The following is a 17,855-nucleotide window of genomic DNA, read 5'->3' as shown; positions in this document are numbered from 1 at the left end:
CTACCCAACTAGCCGATGTAGCCATCGTTGGTTATGGTAAACAAAAGAGACAGGCACTCACCAGTGCCATCACCTCCGTAAAGCCAGGTGACCTCAATAAAGGCGCTATTACCGACCTCGGACAACTCCTTCAGGGTAAAGTCCCAGGCCTCAATATCACCGCCAGCGGTGACCCTAATAAGCCCGCTGCCGTGATCCTCCGTGGTGCCTCCACCCTCAACTCCTCCCAGACTCCCTTCTATGTAATAGATGGTGTACCCGGTATGGATATCTCCCTCATCGCTCCTGATGATATCGCAAACATCGAAGTACTGAAAGATGCTGCCGCTACCGCCATCTACGGTAACAGGGCTTCCGCCGGTGTTATCATCGTGACTACCCGCAAAGGGAAAGCCGGTAACCTCACCGTTAGCTACAATACCTATGTAGGTGCTGAAAAAATCTCTAAAAACCTGGATGTGATGACTGCCGATGAATTGCGCGCTTTCCTCACTAAAAATGGTTCCGGCTTCTCTCCAAACGATGACCTGGGCGCCCATACCAACTGGCAGAAAGAAATCGAAAGAGAAACCGCCGTGTCACAAAACCACAACATCGCCTTCAGCGGCGGTACTGACCACAGCAACTACATCGCTACCGTCAACTATGCCAACAAACAAGGTATTATCCAGAAAACCTCTCTGGAACGTATGATCGCCAGATTAGCCGTTGAACAATACGCACTGAACGATAATGTGAAGTTCGGACTCAATATCTCCAACTCTATCAGCAATGCAAAGGACGTTCCTTACAGGAACACCATCCTCCTGCAATCTGCTATCTACCTGCCCGTTTCTCCTGTGAAAAACGCAGATGGTAGCTACTTCGAAAACTTCCAGTACAGCAACTACTTCAATCCCGTTGCCATGCTGAACAACAGTGACCTGGAAACTAAAAACAATAACTTCTCCGCCAACTTTACCACCAACGTAAAGCTGCCTTTCGGATTCTCATATGACCTGAGCGTATCTTACCTGAACGTATCCACACTCTCTGGTCAATACCTCACTAAGTACTATACCAATAAATACAATGGTATGTACAACAACCCTGACCCAGGTACTGGCGGCCACACCCAGCAAACCTTCGGTACAAACGGTCAGGCAACCAGGTCATCTTATAGCAACACATATAAAATCCTGGAAAGCTACCTCACCTGGAGCAGACACTTCGGCGGTCATAACATCAACGCTGTAGCTGGTTACTCCTGGCAGAACAACGTCATCGGCGATGGCTTCTCTACCACCACCTACAACTTCGCCGTTGACAACACCAGCTTCAGAAACCTGGCACTGAGTAACCCTTACGCTTACTCTACACACATCAACCTCGGTTCCGATGGCGTATACCAGGAAACAAAACTGATCTCTGACTTCGCCCGCCTGAACTACGACTACAAAGAAAAATACTTATTACAAGCCTCCATTCGTCACGATGGTAGCTCCGTATTCGGTGAAAACAACAGATGGGGCTACTTCCCTTCTGTAGGTATCGGCTGGCGCATCGCCCAGGAGTCATTCATGAAAAATCAACATGTATTTGACGACCTGAAATTGAGAGCCAGCTATGGTGTAACCGGTAACTCAAGTGGTTTCAGCGCATTCTCCGCACAATATATCATCGGTAGTAACGGTAGCTTCTATTACGATGGCCAATCCCTCGCTGCTTTTGGCCCTACGCAGGCACAAAACGCTGACCTGAAATGGGAAAAAACTGCCACTACCAATATCGGTCTGGACTTCGCCATACTGAAAAGCAGGTTAACAGGTTCACTGGAAGTGTATAACAAAAACACCACCGGCATGATCTGGTCTTACAGTGTAAACCCTGCCCTCGTACCAACCGGTTCTATCGTGGCTAACGGTGGTAGCATGAACAACAAGGGTATTGAATTAAGCCTGTCTGGCGCTATCGTAGATCACCATGACTTCAGCTGGAATTCTACCCTGAACCTCGCTACCAACAGAAACCGCATCACCAGCCTCAGGAACCCTCTGTTCTCCGGTGGTGACTCAGTGGCCGTAGCTTACCCTGAAGGTGCTTCTCAATCAGGTTCGAGCCTGCAATTGCTGAAAACAGGTAAACCACTGGGCCAGTTCTTTACCCTGGAATATGCTGGTAAAAACTCCAGCGGTCTCTCTCAATACCTGAAGAGAGATGGTACCACTACCACCACTCCTGCAAATGGTACCGACTACCACTACCTGGGCAATGCACAACCTAAACTGATCTATGGCTGGTCAAATAGTTTCAGATACAAACACTGGGACCTGAATGTATTCGTAAGAGGTGTATATGGCAACAAAATCTTCAACGCTACCAGAGCTGACCTGTTCCGCCCTGCTACCGCACAATATGCTAACATCCTGGCCGATGCAAAAGATGAATCTACTTCCGATGCAAACGCTTACAAATACTCTTCCCGCTACATCGAATCAGGTAGCTACCTGCGCTTCGACAACGCTACACTGGCTTATACTTTCGGAAACATCAATCCTGCTATCAAAAAACTGAGATTGTACGTTTCTTGTAACAACCTCTTCGTCATTACTAAATATAAAGGGGTAGATCCTGAAGTGAATCAGGGAGGCATCGCACCTGGCGTAGATTATAACAACTTCTACCCAAAAACACGCACCTTCCTCATCGGCGCAAACCTGTCCCTCTAATATTTATCATTTTAACAAACGAGAAGTATGAAACGCTCAATCATAAAATATTTACTTTCTTCAGCACTGGTGGCAGCAAGCTTTGCCTGTCATAAGTTAGAAGTACCCGTGACTACCGAACTCACTACAGATACCTACCCACAGGATTCTGCTTCCTTCATCACCGCATCCGGTCCTGTGTATGTAGTACTGAGAGGTAACTACGGCGGCGTGGAATGGTTCATGCAGCAATCTTTAAGTACGGACGAAGCCATCATGCCTGCCCGCGGCGGTAACTGGTACGATAATGCGCAGAACTTGCAAATGCACTACCACACCTGGACAAGGGATAATGGCTATGTAAATGGTAACTGGTACTGGCTCTCCACCATCATCGGTGTATCTAACCAGACACTTGACATCCTCGGTACTACCGAAAGTGACGGCGCTACCAAAAGCAGACACCTCGCTGAAATAAAAATGATCCGTGCACTGGCTTATTTCTGGATGATGGACAACTACGGCCGCGTTCCACTGGATACCGTATCCGGCGACTACACCCCACATACAAACGTAGATCGTACCGTTACATTCAACTGGATTGAAAAAGAAATCACCAATGCACTGCCTTACCTGAGCAGGGCCACCGGTTCCTCCACCTACGGCAGAGCGAACAAGTTCATGGCGTTTTCATTGCTGGCAAAACTGTACCTGAATGCTGAATACTATACCGGCACCCAACGTTATAACGATGCCATCATTGCCTGCGACAGCGTCATCAATTCCAACCTGTACACACTGGCCAGCAGCGGTAGCTACCTGGATATGTTCAAGTACAACAACGGTCCTTCCACACCTGAATTTATCTTCGCTATTCCATACGATCCTAACTTCAGCAATGGTTCATGGCCTTTCAGAAGCGTGAATAACTACAGCCGTTACGACGTACCCCGTTCTATGGGTAACGTAGCCGCCAATGCCGGTTACAACTACTTCAGCATTCCATTCGTACCCGGTGCACCAAGAAGTACTATACCTTCTTTCTACGCTTACTTCTACGATGCAAATGACGTGCGTAACGGTCAATGGCTGCATGGTAAACAATACAAACAAGATGGCACACCCATCACCATCACCACTACTTACCAGGGTTATGATGCGATCACCTATGCAGGTAATACCGCATCTTACACCTATCAGCTGGACCTGACGCCGGATGTAATTCTGAGACAAAGCACTGAACTGTTCGATTGTGGTAATGACGAAGTAGCATGGAACATGGGTTATCGTAACATCAAGTTCTATCCTGATGCAACCTCTGCTAACCGTAACCAGAATAACGACGTTCCTGTATTCAGGTATGCAGATATCCTGATGATGAAAGCGGAAGCTATTCAGCGTGGTGGTACCGCTACCAACGGCGCTTCTGCATTAAGCCTGGTAAACCAGGTCAGGGCACAGCGTACTACCAGTGCAGCATGGACCAATATCACATTGGATTCTATCTATAATGAAAGAACCAGGGAGTTCGCAATGGAATCATGGCATAGAAATGATATGATCCGCTTTGGTAAGTTTGAAAATTCATGGGGTTTCAAAACAGATAATGACGTGAATCACCGCGTCTTCCCTATACCTACAAATGCGATTAAACTGAACCCGAATCTGACACAGAATCCGGGTTATTAATTGACTACCGTATCCGAATAAAAACGAGGTTGAATCCTCCTGAGAATCTCTTAAAACGAGACCTGTTTCCCTCAGGTACCCGAATAAAAATAGCCTGTATCATAGTTTTGATACAGGCTATTTTTTTATCATCCTACTAATTCTACATTCTTATACTCTTCCATCAGCTTCTTCTGCAAATCTCCCGGCACCGCCGCATACTCTGCAAACACCGCTTTCACCCTCGCCTTTCCCTGCGTCACATTCCTCAATGCGGCAAACAACTTATCTAACTCCGCCTGCGGTGTCCGCGCTTTGATCACCTGGTACCCGTTCTCAGAATCCATACCCGTAATCAAACTTCGCCTGCTCTGCAATTCTCCCATCACATCACCCGCCATATCATCCGGCGCCGTCGTTTCCACATCATACACTGGTTCTAACAATAACGGTGCCGCCTGGTGAAATGCATCCTTAAACGCCATCATGCCCGCTATCTTAAATGAAATATCATTACTATCTACAGGATGCATTTTACCATCATACACACTTACCCTGATATCCCGCACATAAGACCCCGTCAAAGGCCCTTCATTCATCTTCTCCATAATCCCTTTCATAATAGAAGGTAAAAAACGGGCATCAATCGCACCACCTACTATACAATTATTAAACACCAGCTTACCACCCCAGTTTAAATCTACCGTTTCCGTATCACGTACCGGATGCTCTTTAAATGCCGGCATGCCATCATAGTAAGGTTCTATTTTTATATACACTTCTGCAAACTGCCCCGCACCACCTGATTGCTTTTTATGCCTGTAAGTAGACTGTGCCGCCTGCCTGATCGTTTCCCGGTAAGGAATTTTTGCTGGAATAAATTCAACCGGCATTTTATAAATATGCTCCAGTCTCCATTTGGTCAATGCTAAATGTAATTCACCCTGACCATGCAGGATCACCTGTTTCAGTTCACGGTTATATTCAATTTCCAACGTAGGATCTTCCATATGAATTTCTGTCAGCACCTCGCTCAGTTTTTCATCATCCCCTTTATTCACAGGTTCAATCGCTACCCGCACATTCGGTGTCGGAAAATGAATCGCTTCCACCTGCACACCGCCCTTCTCACCTAATGTATGATTCGTCAAAGTATTTTTCAGTTTCAAAGTACAGCCAATATCTCCTGTACGCAGTACATCCACATTATTGCGGTTCTTACCATCTGCTATGAATAGCTGGTTCAACCGCTCCGCAGTATTCCCCTTCTCATTGTACAACTCAGCTCCTGCCTTCACTTCCCCCGACAACACTTTAAAAAACGATAACTTCCCGATATGCGGCTCCAGCAAAGTCTTGAATACAAACAACACAGGAGGTCCCGCCGGGTCACAGGCAATTGCTTCACCTGCTTCTCCTTTTTCCGCCGGCATTTCCACAGCCGATGGTGCTACATTGTCAATAAATCCCATCAACCTGCCACTACCCATATCATTCAGGGCAGACAAACAAAACACAGGAAACACATCATGCTTCAACATCCCGATTTTCAATCCCTGCCGCAGTTCATCTTCGTCCAGGTTTCCTTTTTCAAAATACTGCTCCATGAGGGTGTCATCGTTTTCGGCAGCTTTTTCTACAAGTTCATTGTGTAACTTTTCCGCCTGCTCCTTTTCACTCTCCGGAATTGGTAATTTTTCCGGCTTACCGCCTTTTTCCGGAAACTTGTACATCGTCATTTTCAACAGGTCGATCACACTGTTAAAACCCGGTCCCTGGTTTACCGGGTATTGCATCACCGTAACGGCGTTTCCCAATACCCGCTTTGCCTCTTCGACCGTGCGGGAAAAGTTTGCCTGTTCTGCATCGAGCTGATTTACCGCCAATATGGTCGGTTTGCGGTACTTATCCACATAGTCCCAAATCAATTCGGTACCCACTTCTACCCCATGCTGTGCATTCAGCAGGAGGACGGCGGTATCACAGATGCGGATGGATGCAATTACTTCCCCGATAAAGTCTTCCAGCCCCGGGGTATCAATGATATTGATCTTGTAATCACGCCACTCTGTGTGCATACAGGTGGCGTATACCGAGCTACCCCTGTCGTGCTCTATTTCATGATAATCTGAGACCGTGCTCCCCTCTTCGACCCTGCCTCGTCGGGGAATGATGCCGGCTTCGAATAACATGGTTTCGCAAAGCGTAGTCTTACCGCTTTTCGCAGCTCCTAATAGAACAATGTTCCTGATGTGTTTCTCATCATAGGTCTTCATAACAGTTAGATTAAGAAATAATTGTGAAGTAAACGTGGAAAGCCGTTTTGGTGAATAGTTGCCGTAGCGATGCTGCTGCCGAAGCGTTGCTGTTGATTTATAACCTTTTATAAGCTATATAAACCCCTCTCTGAGTATTAAGGTACTCAATTTTTATGACCTGTGGTACAGTCAAACATGTTGCAACATCAATAATATCGTATCTTTGCGATCTAGACTGTTCTTTGCATCATGAAATTGTTTTTACATTATCTGAAAAGATATAAATGGTTAATCGGATTGGCTTTATTACTGGCGACTATTAACCAGGTCTTTTCCCTGCTTGATCCATACATTTTTGGAAAGCTGATTGATCAATTCGCGAATCACCCAACCACGACTGCTAAAGGAATACCACGTGGCCAGGGTGATTATATCAGCGGTGTTATTCTGTTACTACTTGCCTCTATGGGTGTCGCCATGGTCTCGCGCATCGCCAAAGCATTTCAGGATTACTTCACAAATGTGATTATTCAGAAGTTTGGCGCCAGTGTTTACACCGACGGACTGAAGCATTCCCTCCGGCTGCCTTACCAGCAATTCGAAGACCAGCGTAGCGGTGAAACCCTCGCTGTATTACAGAAAGTACGTACAGACAGTGAAAAGTTCATCACTGCCTTTGTAAATGTACTCTTCGTAGCCCTGGTAGGCGTCATCTTCGTCATGGTATATGCATACAGCGTGCACAAAAGCCTGGTATTTGTATACACCGGTGGCTGTTTGCTCCTGTCCTGGCTCATGAACGTACTCAGCCGCAAGATCAAGACTATTCAGAAAACGATCGTCAAGGAAACGACCATGCTGGCAGGCGCGACCACTGAGTCCCTGCGTAATATCGAATTAGTAAAGAGCCTTGGACTTACCCACCAGGAGATCCGCCGGCTCAATTCAACCACCATCCGTATCCTCATGCTGGAACTGAAAAAGGTGCGTAGCATCAGGAGTATCAGCTTTGTACAGGGTACGTTTGTCAATTTCCTGCGCCAGGTGATCCTGTTCCTTCTCTTGTACCTGATTTATGGAAAGACGGTAACGGTAGGCCAGTTGTTCACCTTGCAGCTGTATTCCTTCTTCATTTTCGGTCCTTTGCAGGAGTTGGGCAATATCATCCTTGCCTACCGGGAGGCACAGGTATCCCTCCTGAATTTCCAGCGCATTCTGGAAACCCCGGTAGAAGAAACGCCATCCAACCCTGTCAGGATCAGCAATATTGAATCCCTCACATTCGAAAATGTAGGGTTCCAGCACCTGACAGCTGCCAGTAAAGCCCTGGACCAGATCAACTTCACGGTGAAAACCGGTGAAACAGTGGCATTCGTTGGCCCTTCCGGCTCTGGTAAGACCACGCTGGTAAAGTTGCTGGTAGGTTTATACAATCCTCCCGAAGGAAGTATCTCCTACAATGGCATTAAAAGTTCTGAAATTGATATTGAAGAATTGCGGGCTCAGATTGGTTTCGTAACCCAGGATACCCAGTTATTCTCCGGCACCATCCGGGAAAACCTGTTATTCGTAAACCCTCGCGCCACAGACGAAGATATGCTCCGTGTGCTGCAACAGGCAAGTTGCGATACCCTGCTGGCCCGTGGTGATAACGGGCTGGATACCATGATTGGTGAAGGTGGTATGAAGGTATCAGGCGGCGAGAAACAACGTCTCTCTATTGCCCGTGCATTGCTGCGCCACCCGCGCCTGCTGGTATTTGATGAGGCCACTTCTGCACTGGATTCTTTGACAGAAGAAGCCATCTCTAATACGGTTAGGGAAATCACCGCTACCCGTGAGCATATTACGGTAATGATTGCACACAGGTTGTCCACGATTATGCATGCGGACAGGATCTTTGTGCTGGAAAAAGGAAGGATTATTGAAACGGGCACCCATATTGACCTGCTTGCGGAAAAAGGGCTGTATTATGCCATGTGGAGGCAACAGATCGGGGAAAGATAGGTTATTATTGACGGAGAGGGGAAGCTTGCTTCCCTTCTCCGTTTTATTTAAATATTCATTTTCTAATAAAAGGATTACCTCCGCCTCACTCACGCCCGCCTTCAGCCACTTCGCCGCCTTTCCCGTCATTTCCCTATACAACCCATGCACCTTTTCTGGCAACTGCCTGTATACCCCACTCGCTATCTTCGATGCCCGCCCCAACCGCGCAGCACTCCGCCTCGTGCCTTCAAATGCCGGCAGCGTCCACACTTCTTCAGCAGTCAGGGAACTTTTCATTCTCATATAGAAATTCCCATTTGCCGAATAGCGCTCAATGTCTCCAAAAGTGCCTAGTAAAGGATTGGGATCAAACAATTTAGCCATACTATAAGGTAGGCATTTTCAGCAAACTGAACAAATATTATCGCTGCTCTGCCGTCGCTTTACCGCTGCCTGGCCGTACATACTGCGCACTTTTGTGACAATTATGACAAATTACAGCTCCGCCGTATCCTCATCATAATACACAAAGAAATACAAATAGATTACCCTGCTGATGCGCATCATCCACGGCTGCAGCAACACCAGCAATACCCCATTCACCCCCAGCCACCAAAACACACTGTCATCCTGCCAGGAAAGTCCTATAAACACCCAGTAACATATCAGTGTAAACACCGAAAACGCTACCCCCAATGCATAACTCACATACCCGGTTCCAAACCAGAACCCCGTCTCCAACTCATACACCTGCCCACATACCGGGCAGCGGTCATACATGTTGAATATCTTCTTAAAACTCAAATGATACGGATTTTTGTCCTTAAACATGTCTCCCCTTCTGCAATGGGGGCACTTCATAGATAACATACTCAGAAAGTAGTTTGGTCTTGGATGGCTCATGGCCGCAAAATTACAATTATATCCCATATTATCCTTTGCATGACTTTTGTATTACCTCTCTCATAACCAAAACATCCATTATGCGTCCATCAAACCTGCTCATCATCCTCTCAATGGCCCTGCTCTCCGCCTGCGCAGCCGCCTCGCAGGAGGCAAGTGCCGATTCCGCTGCTGTGAACAAGGTCGTTGCCGAATCTACTCCCACAAATGCAGATATAAAAGATTCTGCCAGTACTGTGCTCAAACCTAAGTCTGGCTCCTATTCCCCTGAATGCTATAAAGCAATTACCGACATCATCATGAGCTCCAGCTTCAAAACAGAAACAACCAAAAAAGAAAGTATAAAAGTGAGAATAGACAGAGAAGAAGGTTCCAAACTTGTTTTACAACTTTTTGCCAGCGAAAAAGACCACGAGTCTACTTTAGCATGGCTCAGACTGGACAAGGCAAATGAAAAACTGGAAGATATTACTCTAGATCCGGCCAGCCCTGTGGCATTGCGGTATGATACCACATTGATAAGTGCATTGAGACAAAATTGCCCATAGACAAATCAGAAAGGTCGTCCACGCCCGGACGACCCTTCCTTCTCTATCTGTATACGCAACGACTATTTAAAATTCAACGGTATTGCTACCCGCACACTATAATTCCGCCCCATATTAAACACACCCGTACGCCCTGTTACCTCATTCTCCGGTGCATATTTCAACCTGCTCAAATGATTCTGATAAGCCACATCCGTAATATTATTCGCTGCCAGATGCAATGAGAACAACACCTTTTTATTCTTATTCACCACATCTGCACCAATCCCCGCATTCCACAATGTATACCCCGGCGTAGCCGTCTCCGTCTGATAAGCATAATACACATTGTTCTGATCAAACGTCCAATCCATCTGTATTCCTGCATACGCATTCTGGAAAATGCCACCCACATGCTTAAACTTCCCCTTCAACTCAGACAGCCATCTCGCCGCCGGAATATTAGGTAAATATTTAGTTGAGTCAGATGCATTCGCAATTACCGCCTTCACATAAGAGAATGTATTCTCAAAATGCAACCAGTCTATCGGATGCGGATGAATATCAATCATCACCTCACCACCATACAAATTAGCAGTTGACTGCTGATATTGGAAAGCTGCATACCCCTCATCATTGTCAGTAGTCGGAATTGAATCTCCACCATTCACACTGCTCAACTTACGGCTATAAATAAAGTTGGTAATATGGTTATAAAACAAACTACCCGTGAGTGACACATGCTCTGAATTAAACTCAACTCCCACATCCCCCTGTGTACTCACTTCCGGTTTCAGCGCTTCATTTCCATATTCATACTTGATGGTCCCTTCATGCACTCCATTCGCCCCAATCTCAGAAATATTCGGTGCCCTGAAACCCCTTGCTACATTCGCTTTCAGCGTCACCATATTACTCACCGCATAACTCAGCCCTGCACTGCCGGAGATGTTGGAAAAGTTCTTGCTCAGTGCATTGAACTTCTCTTCACCACCACTACTCACCGGCTTACCATCTCCATCCAGCATCAGCCCATCCACACTAATGTGCCTGTTGTCAAAACGCAGCCCACCACTAAATGTCAGCTTATCCCATGTCTTGCTGGTCACTGCATAAATCCCTGCATCAAACAGGTTATAACCAGGCACCAGGAACTCTGATCCGGAGAGTATATTATTATGCTGCTGCATACCGTTCACACCTATACTCGTCTGCCATCCATTCATATCGGCAAATGAATATTTCACACCATAGTTGAACGTATTCAACTTCAGGTATAACTCAGGTTCATCAGGATGCAATACATCTCCGAACTCCTGCCGTCTGTTCCACTGGTAACCCAGTATCACATTCAATCTGCCACCATCGTGCATATAGAAATTGTTATCCCATACCAGCTTCTGGTGGTTGATCTGCTGACGTGGCAAACCGATCGTATAAGATTTGAAATCCTTATTCGTCGCTACCGCTTCTCCTTCTTCACCATTATCATTGATAGGTTTTATAAACTGTCCCAGTTCATTACGATCACCTTCTACTAACCCTAACTCCTGGTTAAAAGAAGTAAAGCGCAGTACAGATGATCCCCAGTTCTTGTTAATACCAATGCTACCGCCGTAGTTCGTATTGTGGAACTTAGAGTTATACACATACCCATCGTACTTGTTCTTATAATCGTGTGCAAACTTCTGCGTACCATATACACTCCAGCTAAAACCATTTTGAGTCGTGCCTGCCAGATCTGCGTGATAGGAAATCATCCCATTGTTAGACAGATAATTGGCGGCTATGTTGCCTTTCACATGACCAGCCGGCTCAGGACTTGGTGGTACAATATTTACCACCCCTGCCAGCGCATCGGAACCATATACCAGTGATGCAGGGCCTTTCAGCACTTCTATTTTACTTACATTATAATCGTCGATTTCTATACCATGCTCATCGCCCCACTGCTGACCTTCCTGTCTGACGCCATCGCCTATTACCACCACACGGTTGTAACCCAGACCACGAATGAACGGCTTGGAAATAGCCGGCCCCGTCGTTAGCTGACTCACCCCTGGCAGCTTGGCCACTGCATCAATGATATTGGTAGATATATTCGCATCCAGATAATCTTTTCTGATAATGTTCACCGGAGTCGGGTTTTGCTTCAGCGAAGTCGCCTGACTCACACCCGTAATCACTACTTCATTTTCTTCAATCACCTTAGTACTCAGGCTAAAGTTGATATGAGTAGCGCCATTCACCTGTACGGTTTGCGTGAGGGTCGCATAACCAATAAAATGCACCTCTACCAGGAACTTTCCTTTCGGTAAATTTTTGATCTCATAATGGCCCTGCGCATCTGTAGCAGCACCTACATGCAGGTCTGGAAAATAAACGGTTACACCCGGCAATGGGGTATTAGTCGATTTGTCTGTAACCGAACCACTCATTGAATTGCCGGCATCATCATCGGCAAAGGCAGGAGAATAAATAGAAAGTCCTGTCAGTATACTTAATATAACAACACGCAGGTAGTGCATAACAATAAAATAGTTTAGAATAAATGCATGGCATACATGCATGGCGATTGACATAGCGTCAATTCAATCAGGTACAAAAGAGAATATTAAAGGAAGGATGCGGCAGGAGGTGCCCGGGGGGATAACATGCGGTAGTCGCCATGCGTAATCGCAGGTATAACCGGATTCGCAAAGCTCCACAAAACAGGTTGCTCCAGCACTACAAAGAAGGTACTGGTGTACTGATAGGGTTCTGGCTCTATTTGTAGAAACTTACAGTGCTGGTGCTTGGTTGAAAAAGCAAGCCCGTCGTGCGGAAGAGCGGCGTCCCGGGTATCATGGTGATCCATGAATACCTGGTGTATGAATTCCCTGGGGGTCGTATTAAAAGTAAATACGCCCAGGAGCAGGATCGCCAGTATCTTATGTAGGAACCTGTTTTTCAAAGTTGAACAAAGGTAGGTGAATTCCCAATAAATGCAACAATGTTGTTAAATTTATTGATGAGTGGCGAAAAAGAAAGGGGACGCATGTTGCCATACGCCCCCTTTATATATTAGATATTATCACCTATATCTTTACTTTCAGCATAGATCTCACCTCCTGGTATACCCCATTCTGCAAACGGGCATAGTAAATACCAGCTGCCAGGTTTTTGCTGTCAAACACAGTTGTATACTCCCCTCCGGCCAGCACATTATTCACCGGCACTCCTACCAGCCGGCCCATCGTATCAAAGATCTGGATCATGGTATGACCGCCACGGGTTTTATACTTCAGGGTAGTGGTATCTACAAACGGGTTGGGGTAATTAGTAATCAATCCCTTACTACCGTTATTCACATCGTCAATGCCTGTAATGGTACCACAGGCAATGCCGCTTACAATCGGTAAACGCTGGTAATCCTTGAACAAAATAGATTGCAGGGTCGTGTTATCCACACAGAACCATTGCTCCAGCAAACTCGCGTATACAGATCGGAAATCGTACTGCATGGGGGTATTGTCCGCCACAGACCCACTATCCGGAATATCCGGCGATGTACCCAGGATTCCCTGTTGTACATAATCCCCAAATACAATCATCGGCGCAGCAGCACCATGGTCCGTACCCATACTGCTGTTGGATTTGATACGACGGCCAAATTCAGAGAAGGTCATACCCACCACCCTGCGGGAAGCTTTCAGTTTGGTCAGGTCATCCATAAATGCCTTGATGCCTTCAGACAGTTCCTGCAATAGTTCGGCATGGTACCCGGTGGTATTATCCCCACCCTGTGTCTGGCTGGCGTGGGTATCAAAGAAACCCATACTCACCATGTACAACCTTGTTTTCAGTCCGCCTGCCACCAGCCGGGCTACGATCTTCAGCTGATTGCCCAGTTGTGTATCCGGGTAAGCACTTTGTGAAGTCACGTTCTGTGCTGCTTTTTTGATAGCATCTGAGAACTTATTCGTCTGCTTGGCAATCAGGCGTATATAAGCCAGTTCCACCCCTGCATGGGTATTAGGTACCGGATCTGCCACATCGTCCAGCAGGTTATAAAAGTCCGTGGCACTGGAAATCGCAATCCCTGTATTTGCATTCGCCCCCTGGAAGGCAGGAGACACAATCGAACCGATCTGGATCGCCAGCGGATCCGGGTTATCATCATTTGGGTAACCATCAGGATAACCCGGGTATTGTGTATCAAGATAACGTCCACCCCACCCGGTTTCCACAATTTCATTTGCATCAGAACCAGATACCCAGATATCTGTTGCGCGGAAGTGGGAGTAGTTCGGCGAAGGGTAGCCTACGCTCTGGATGATGCAGACCTTACCTTCTTCATACAATTGCTGAATCCCTGTCATAGAAGGATGCAGCCCGGTTTTTATGTTATTCACCAGGGGCAGCAACTTACCCTGGGGGATGGCAATATTCGGACGAATAGCCTGGTATTTATCATAGATATCGATAGGCACGACCATGTTGAGGCCATCGTTCCCACCGACCAGCTGGATCATGACCAGCACATGATCGTTGTCCTCAGCAGCGGTTTCAAGTGCCGACAATAATGAGGAAGAGCCAAAAGCCTTTACTGCAAACCCGTTGATGAAGGTGGGCAGAATAGCGGCCGGCGCGGTATATTTAAGAAAATCTCTACGTTTCATATTGATAGAGTATAGGTCTTTCTAAAGATCAGGATAGTTGATATTCGGATAGGTTCATCAGGTATTTGTACAGTGTACGCAGGCGGCTTTCAACGACTGTGCGCAATGCGGTATCGGTAGGATAAGCTACCCAGGCATTCCAGGCATCTGTCCAGTAGTAGTCGCTGTCAGGGTTCTGGCCACTGAGCAGGATGGTGTTTTTAAACCATGCCCTGGTAGTGTCAGATACACCTATACGGTACAGGATATCCAGTGAGTCAGAGATCAGCTGCTTTGGATCTGAGGGATTGGATAGTCTTTGCGCAAAGGCCATCACATCGATGGCGACACCACCATAACCGCCTTCACTTATCATCGCATCGGTAAGCTGGTTACGCTTAGGCAGGGTATCGGTGTTAATCCACATCTCATGGTATTGAGGTTCCTGGTAGTAAGGCTGCCAGCCAGCTACCTGGGGTGGTTCGCCAATGTCCTGCAGCATGCTGGCCGCGTGAGAGCGCAGCCTGTCCCAGGAGTCGTAGGCGTCCATATAGGCAGTAGGGAAGGTCACGCCAAATTCGCGCACCAAACCTACGTTATGATCGATCGGACTTTTGATGAGAGCTGACATATTCAGCGGATCATAGAAGTGCTCACTCTTGAAGAGGGCACTGAGTACTGGCAGCAGATCGTAGTTGTTATTTCTGAAAATGTCTGCCAGTGGTGTGATCACATTTGCCTCTACCGCATCGTCGATGAGGTAGTATACAAACCAGCGGTATAGTTTGCGAACGATAAATTTCGCACATTCCGGCTGGGCAAAGATGATATTCAGCAGGTCGTCGAGTTCAGTCGCACCATCCTGACCAGTTTTGCCAGTGATCTTTTTATTGCTATAAAAATCTGAGAATTCTTTGTTTTCGATATCGTGTTCAGTACTCTCAAAGTAGGTGGTGATAGTATTGGCATTGATACGGAAACCAGTGAGTACACGGGCGGTAGCGCGCACGTCTTCTTCGGTGTAGTGGCTATCAGGACCTTTACCCACAGTGAACAGTTCATGCAGTTCACGGGCATAGTTTTCGTCCGCGCCTTCCTTGGAGTTGAGGTATCCGTTCAGATATCTCAGCATGGCAGGGTCGAGGGTGATAGCTTTTGTGAGTGTTTTGAAGTTGCCCACAGCGTTTGCACGCAGGGTGGTATTGTACTTATAAATATAGCGGGAGTCGTGGGTCATATCCATTTCGGTTACGAAGTGGTTATGCCAGAAGAGGGTCATTTTTTCCTGGATGCTACGGCCCTGATTGATCATGACGCCGATCCACCATGCTTTGTAAGAGTTCCAGCGTTTGCCATCTTCATCATCGGAGGAAGGTGGGGGTGAGTTCACCCAGGTTTCGCCTGGAAGAATGCCATGTTCGTCCTCACCATAGATGTTTACGGGTTGAGTAGTAACAGGAGTGACGGTAGTGAGCAGGGCATTCACGGCCTGGTCCATGCCGAGACTTTTCACCCATGCGATATCTTCAGGAGTGGCGCCAAACATGGTACGTTTGAGCAGGTGCACAGCCTGAGCGGTATCGAAAGTGCCGGTGTATGCGGCAATACCTGAATCTGTACGCGAACCGGTGGTAGTCGCTTTCACTGTTGGCTGTCGTTTTGCTGATAGCGAAAGGAATTGTCTGCGATCCATAAAGTAATTGATATGGTTATATGGTATTAGGGATGAGTTTTAAAAAATATAGGCTTTAACACGGGTACCTGAATAAGGGTACAAGTTAGTAAAAAATTTAATGAATGAGAGGGAAAAATGTGGATTTGTTTGGGGAAGGCATTTTGATTTGGCGTATCAATATGATATTCTACATATCGTATTGAAATACATTTAATTTCAAAATGATCAAACTTTTGTCAATCCTTGTTTACACTGGGAAAATGGTCTATATTCATTTTGACCAAAACAATAAAATACCATTAATCTCACGTGATGATTGAGCACAACAATGACAAATCAGTCCCCCAATACTTTAAGTCCGCCAGGATGGGTATTAATAGCATAGCTGTAATATTTGAAGATTATGAGCAGGAGATTCCGGTGTATGATGAGCATGTTCAGTTTGCGGATGTAATACAGTTCCCGGGGGAGGTGCAACCTGTCTATACATTGGCGGGGGATATTTTTAGAAGGGGCGAATTGTATATTTCTCTGAAGGATGATAGTATGCTTCCTGCCTGGGGTAAGCACGACCTGCTTTTATTGAAGGATGTAGATCAGGAGGTGCTGGTAGCGGGGGATCAATATTATTTCGTACTGGGAGATAAAAGGGAATTGGCTGGCAGGTTAACGTATAATGAAACTCATTTTATTATTACACCTGAGAATAGTAGCTATCACCAGGAGCAGGTACCGCCTGATGCTGTGCTAAGAATGTATAAAATAATGGGTGGGTTAAAACAGGAAGAAGCGCTCAGGGAACGGGAGAAAGAGAAATAAAATCCACCCCTGAAGAATCAGGGATGGGGTACTGCTTCACCGCATTTGATGTTAATGGACAATTAACTAATTACTAAATTCTATACCCAGGTATTCACATAATTCTTCAAATTCTTTCAACTCCCTCGCCCTGATTTCTTCCTGAGTTGGAGGCTTATATTTCCTAATAGTAAACGCAAATGGCCTATTTTTCAGGTATTCCAATTGTTTAGGATTATTCGGATCATAATCATATGTAACCCAGCCACCGGGGTGAACCTCCAATATCCTGGTTTTCATGATGACCCGATATGGTTTTGAAGGATCAACCGGTGTTCCTTTAGCATCCATTTCTGCTAAATGATTTATCGTTGCCCGTAATTCTTCAGACCTTTCCTTCCTTCTTTCTTCCCTGTACCACGCAGCAGAATATGGCTTCAATTTTTTTTTCTTTGGAACCTTATAAGGTTTCATTGCTCGTTCCATAAATCAGATGTTTTTTTTGTAAAAATGAAATAATTAAACATAGTTTCTAATTCTCTATTACTTTCCATACCAGCCTTATTGAATTTAACAGGCATGGCTTTCATATCATTGAAATCAAATGGATTTTCATATAACTCAGTGCCCTTCCTTTTTACCCTCACATAATATTTCGCCCCATACATGGTGAAATACTTACTCAAATAATCATAATTCTCTCTAATAAT

At 46.1% G+C, this 17,855-nt stretch carries 13 protein-coding genes; 5 read left to right on the top strand and 8 right to left on the bottom strand.

What is annotated here, in order from left to right; genetic code table 11:
* Both ABDW16_RS30000 and ABDW16_RS29995 read left to right on the top strand, forming a co-directional pair.
* The coding region (locus tag ABDW16_RS30000) for a SusC/RagA family TonB-linked outer membrane protein (RefSeq protein ID WP_343675007.1) at nt 1–2,708 on the top strand (2,708 nt) is incomplete at its 5' end.
* A gap of 27 nt (nt 2,709–2,735) precedes the next feature.
* Entirely contained in the window at nt 2,736–4,376 is a 1,641-nt protein-coding gene (locus ABDW16_RS29995; RefSeq protein ID WP_343675005.1) for a RagB/SusD family nutrient uptake outer membrane protein, read from the top strand.
* Between the two features lie 128 nt (nt 4,377–4,504).
* Here ABDW16_RS29995 and ABDW16_RS29990 read toward each other — a convergent pair whose 3' ends face one another.
* Nucleotides 4,505–6,631 carry an elongation factor G gene (locus tag ABDW16_RS29990; RefSeq protein WP_343675004.1) on the bottom strand — a complete coding sequence of 709 codons (2,127 nt, stop codon included), beginning with the start codon at nt 6,629–6,631 and terminating at the stop codon, nt 4,505–4,507.
* A gap of 231 nt (nt 6,632–6,862) precedes the next feature.
* On the opposite strand from ABDW16_RS29990, the gene ABDW16_RS29985 reads away from it, so the two are divergent.
* Nucleotides 6,863–8,620 carry an ABC transporter ATP-binding protein gene (locus ABDW16_RS29985; protein ID WP_343675003.1) on the top strand — a complete coding sequence of 586 codons (1,758 nt, stop codon included), beginning with the start codon at nt 6,863–6,865 and terminating at the stop codon, nt 8,618–8,620.
* A 477-nt stretch (nt 8,621–9,097) separates the two neighbouring features.
* Here the strand turns inward: ABDW16_RS29985 and ABDW16_RS29980 are convergent, their stop codons facing one another.
* Nucleotides 9,098–9,406, bottom strand: coding sequence for a DUF983 domain-containing protein (locus ABDW16_RS29980; protein WP_343675002.1), 309 nt, complete (start codon nt 9,404–9,406; stop codon nt 9,098–9,100).
* 179 nt (nt 9,407–9,585) lie between these two features.
* Between ABDW16_RS29980 and ABDW16_RS29975 the strand changes: the two genes are divergently transcribed.
* On the top strand, nt 9,586–10,053 hold the full coding sequence (locus tag ABDW16_RS29975; RefSeq protein WP_343675000.1) for a hypothetical protein: 468 nt from the start codon (nt 9,586–9,588) through the stop codon (nt 10,051–10,053).
* 62 nt (nt 10,054–10,115) lie between these two features.
* On the opposite strand, the gene ABDW16_RS29970 is transcribed toward ABDW16_RS29975, so the two are convergent.
* From ABDW16_RS29970 to ABDW16_RS29955, 4 genes are all read right to left on the bottom strand, one after another.
* Nucleotides 10,116–12,560, bottom strand: coding sequence for a TonB-dependent receptor (locus ABDW16_RS29970; RefSeq protein ID WP_343674999.1), 2,445 nt, complete (start codon nt 12,558–12,560; stop codon nt 10,116–10,118).
* Nucleotides 12,561–12,646: 86 nt separating this feature from the next.
* Entirely contained in the window at nt 12,647–12,985 is a 339-nt protein-coding gene (locus tag ABDW16_RS29965) for a hypothetical protein (RefSeq protein ID WP_343674998.1), read from the bottom strand.
* 124 nt (nt 12,986–13,109) lie between these two features.
* Nucleotides 13,110–14,693 (bottom strand): DUF1501 domain-containing protein, encoded by a 1,584-nt coding sequence (locus tag ABDW16_RS29960; RefSeq protein WP_343674997.1) that lies wholly within the window; start codon nt 14,691–14,693, stop codon nt 13,110–13,112.
* 28 nt (nt 14,694–14,721) lie between these two features.
* Nucleotides 14,722–16,365: a DUF1800 domain-containing protein gene (locus ABDW16_RS29955; RefSeq protein ID WP_343674995.1), complete on the bottom strand. Its 1,644-nt coding sequence runs from the start codon at nt 16,363–16,365 to the stop codon at nt 14,722–14,724.
* A 294-nt stretch (nt 16,366–16,659) separates the two neighbouring features.
* On the opposite strand from ABDW16_RS29955, the gene ABDW16_RS29950 reads away from it, so the two are divergent.
* Entirely contained in the window at nt 16,660–17,166 is a 507-nt protein-coding gene (locus tag ABDW16_RS29950; protein ID WP_343674994.1) for a hypothetical protein, read from the top strand.
* Between the two features lie 66 nt (nt 17,167–17,232).
* Here the strand turns inward: ABDW16_RS29950 and ABDW16_RS29945 are convergent, their stop codons facing one another.
* Together ABDW16_RS29945 and ABDW16_RS29940 are read right to left on the bottom strand one after the other, a co-directional pair.
* Nucleotides 17,233–17,631, bottom strand: a complete 399-nt coding sequence (locus tag ABDW16_RS29945; protein WP_343674993.1) for a hypothetical protein — start codon at nt 17,629–17,631, stop codon at nt 17,233–17,235.
* Nucleotides 17,616–17,855 (bottom strand): hypothetical protein (locus ABDW16_RS29940; RefSeq protein WP_343674992.1); only part of this gene is annotated, 240 nt, incomplete at its 5' end. The genes ABDW16_RS29940 and ABDW16_RS29945, both read right to left, overlap by 16 nt.

Source organism: Chitinophaga sp., from assembly GCF_039596135.1.
Classification (GTDB): Bacteria; Bacteroidota; Bacteroidia; order Chitinophagales; family Chitinophagaceae; genus Chitinophaga.
This window is presented reverse-complemented; position numbering and strand designations above follow the sequence as displayed.

What these genes read in the sequence shown, in the direction of transcription:
- ABDW16_RS29950 (WP_343674994.1), top strand. Translation starts at nt 16,660, where the DNA reads ATGATTGAGCACAACAATGACAAATCAGTCCCCCAATACTTTAAGTCC.
- ABDW16_RS29985 (WP_343675003.1), top strand. Translation starts at nt 6,863, where the DNA reads ATGAAATTGTTTTTACATTATCTGAAAAGATATAAATGGTTAATCGGA.
- ABDW16_RS29955 (WP_343674995.1), bottom strand. Translation starts at nt 16,365, where the DNA reads ATGGATCGCAGACAATTCCTTTCGCTATCAGCAAAACGACAGCCAACA.
- ABDW16_RS29990 (WP_343675004.1), bottom strand. Translation starts at nt 6,631, where the DNA reads ATGAAGACCTATGATGAGAAACACATCAGGAACATTGTTCTATTAGGA.
- ABDW16_RS29945 (WP_343674993.1), bottom strand. Translation starts at nt 17,631, where the DNA reads ATGGAACGAGCAATGAAACCTTATAAGGTTCCAAAGAAAAAAAAATTG.
- ABDW16_RS29995 (WP_343675005.1), top strand. Translation starts at nt 2,736, where the DNA reads ATGAAACGCTCAATCATAAAATATTTACTTTCTTCAGCACTGGTGGCA.
- ABDW16_RS29975 (WP_343675000.1), top strand. Translation starts at nt 9,586, where the DNA reads ATGCGTCCATCAAACCTGCTCATCATCCTCTCAATGGCCCTGCTCTCC.
- ABDW16_RS29960 (WP_343674997.1), bottom strand. Translation starts at nt 14,693, where the DNA reads ATGAAACGTAGAGATTTTCTTAAATATACCGCGCCGGCCGCTATTCTG.
- ABDW16_RS29970 (WP_343674999.1), bottom strand. Translation starts at nt 12,560, where the DNA reads ATGCACTACCTGCGTGTTGTTATATTAAGTATACTGACAGGACTTTCT.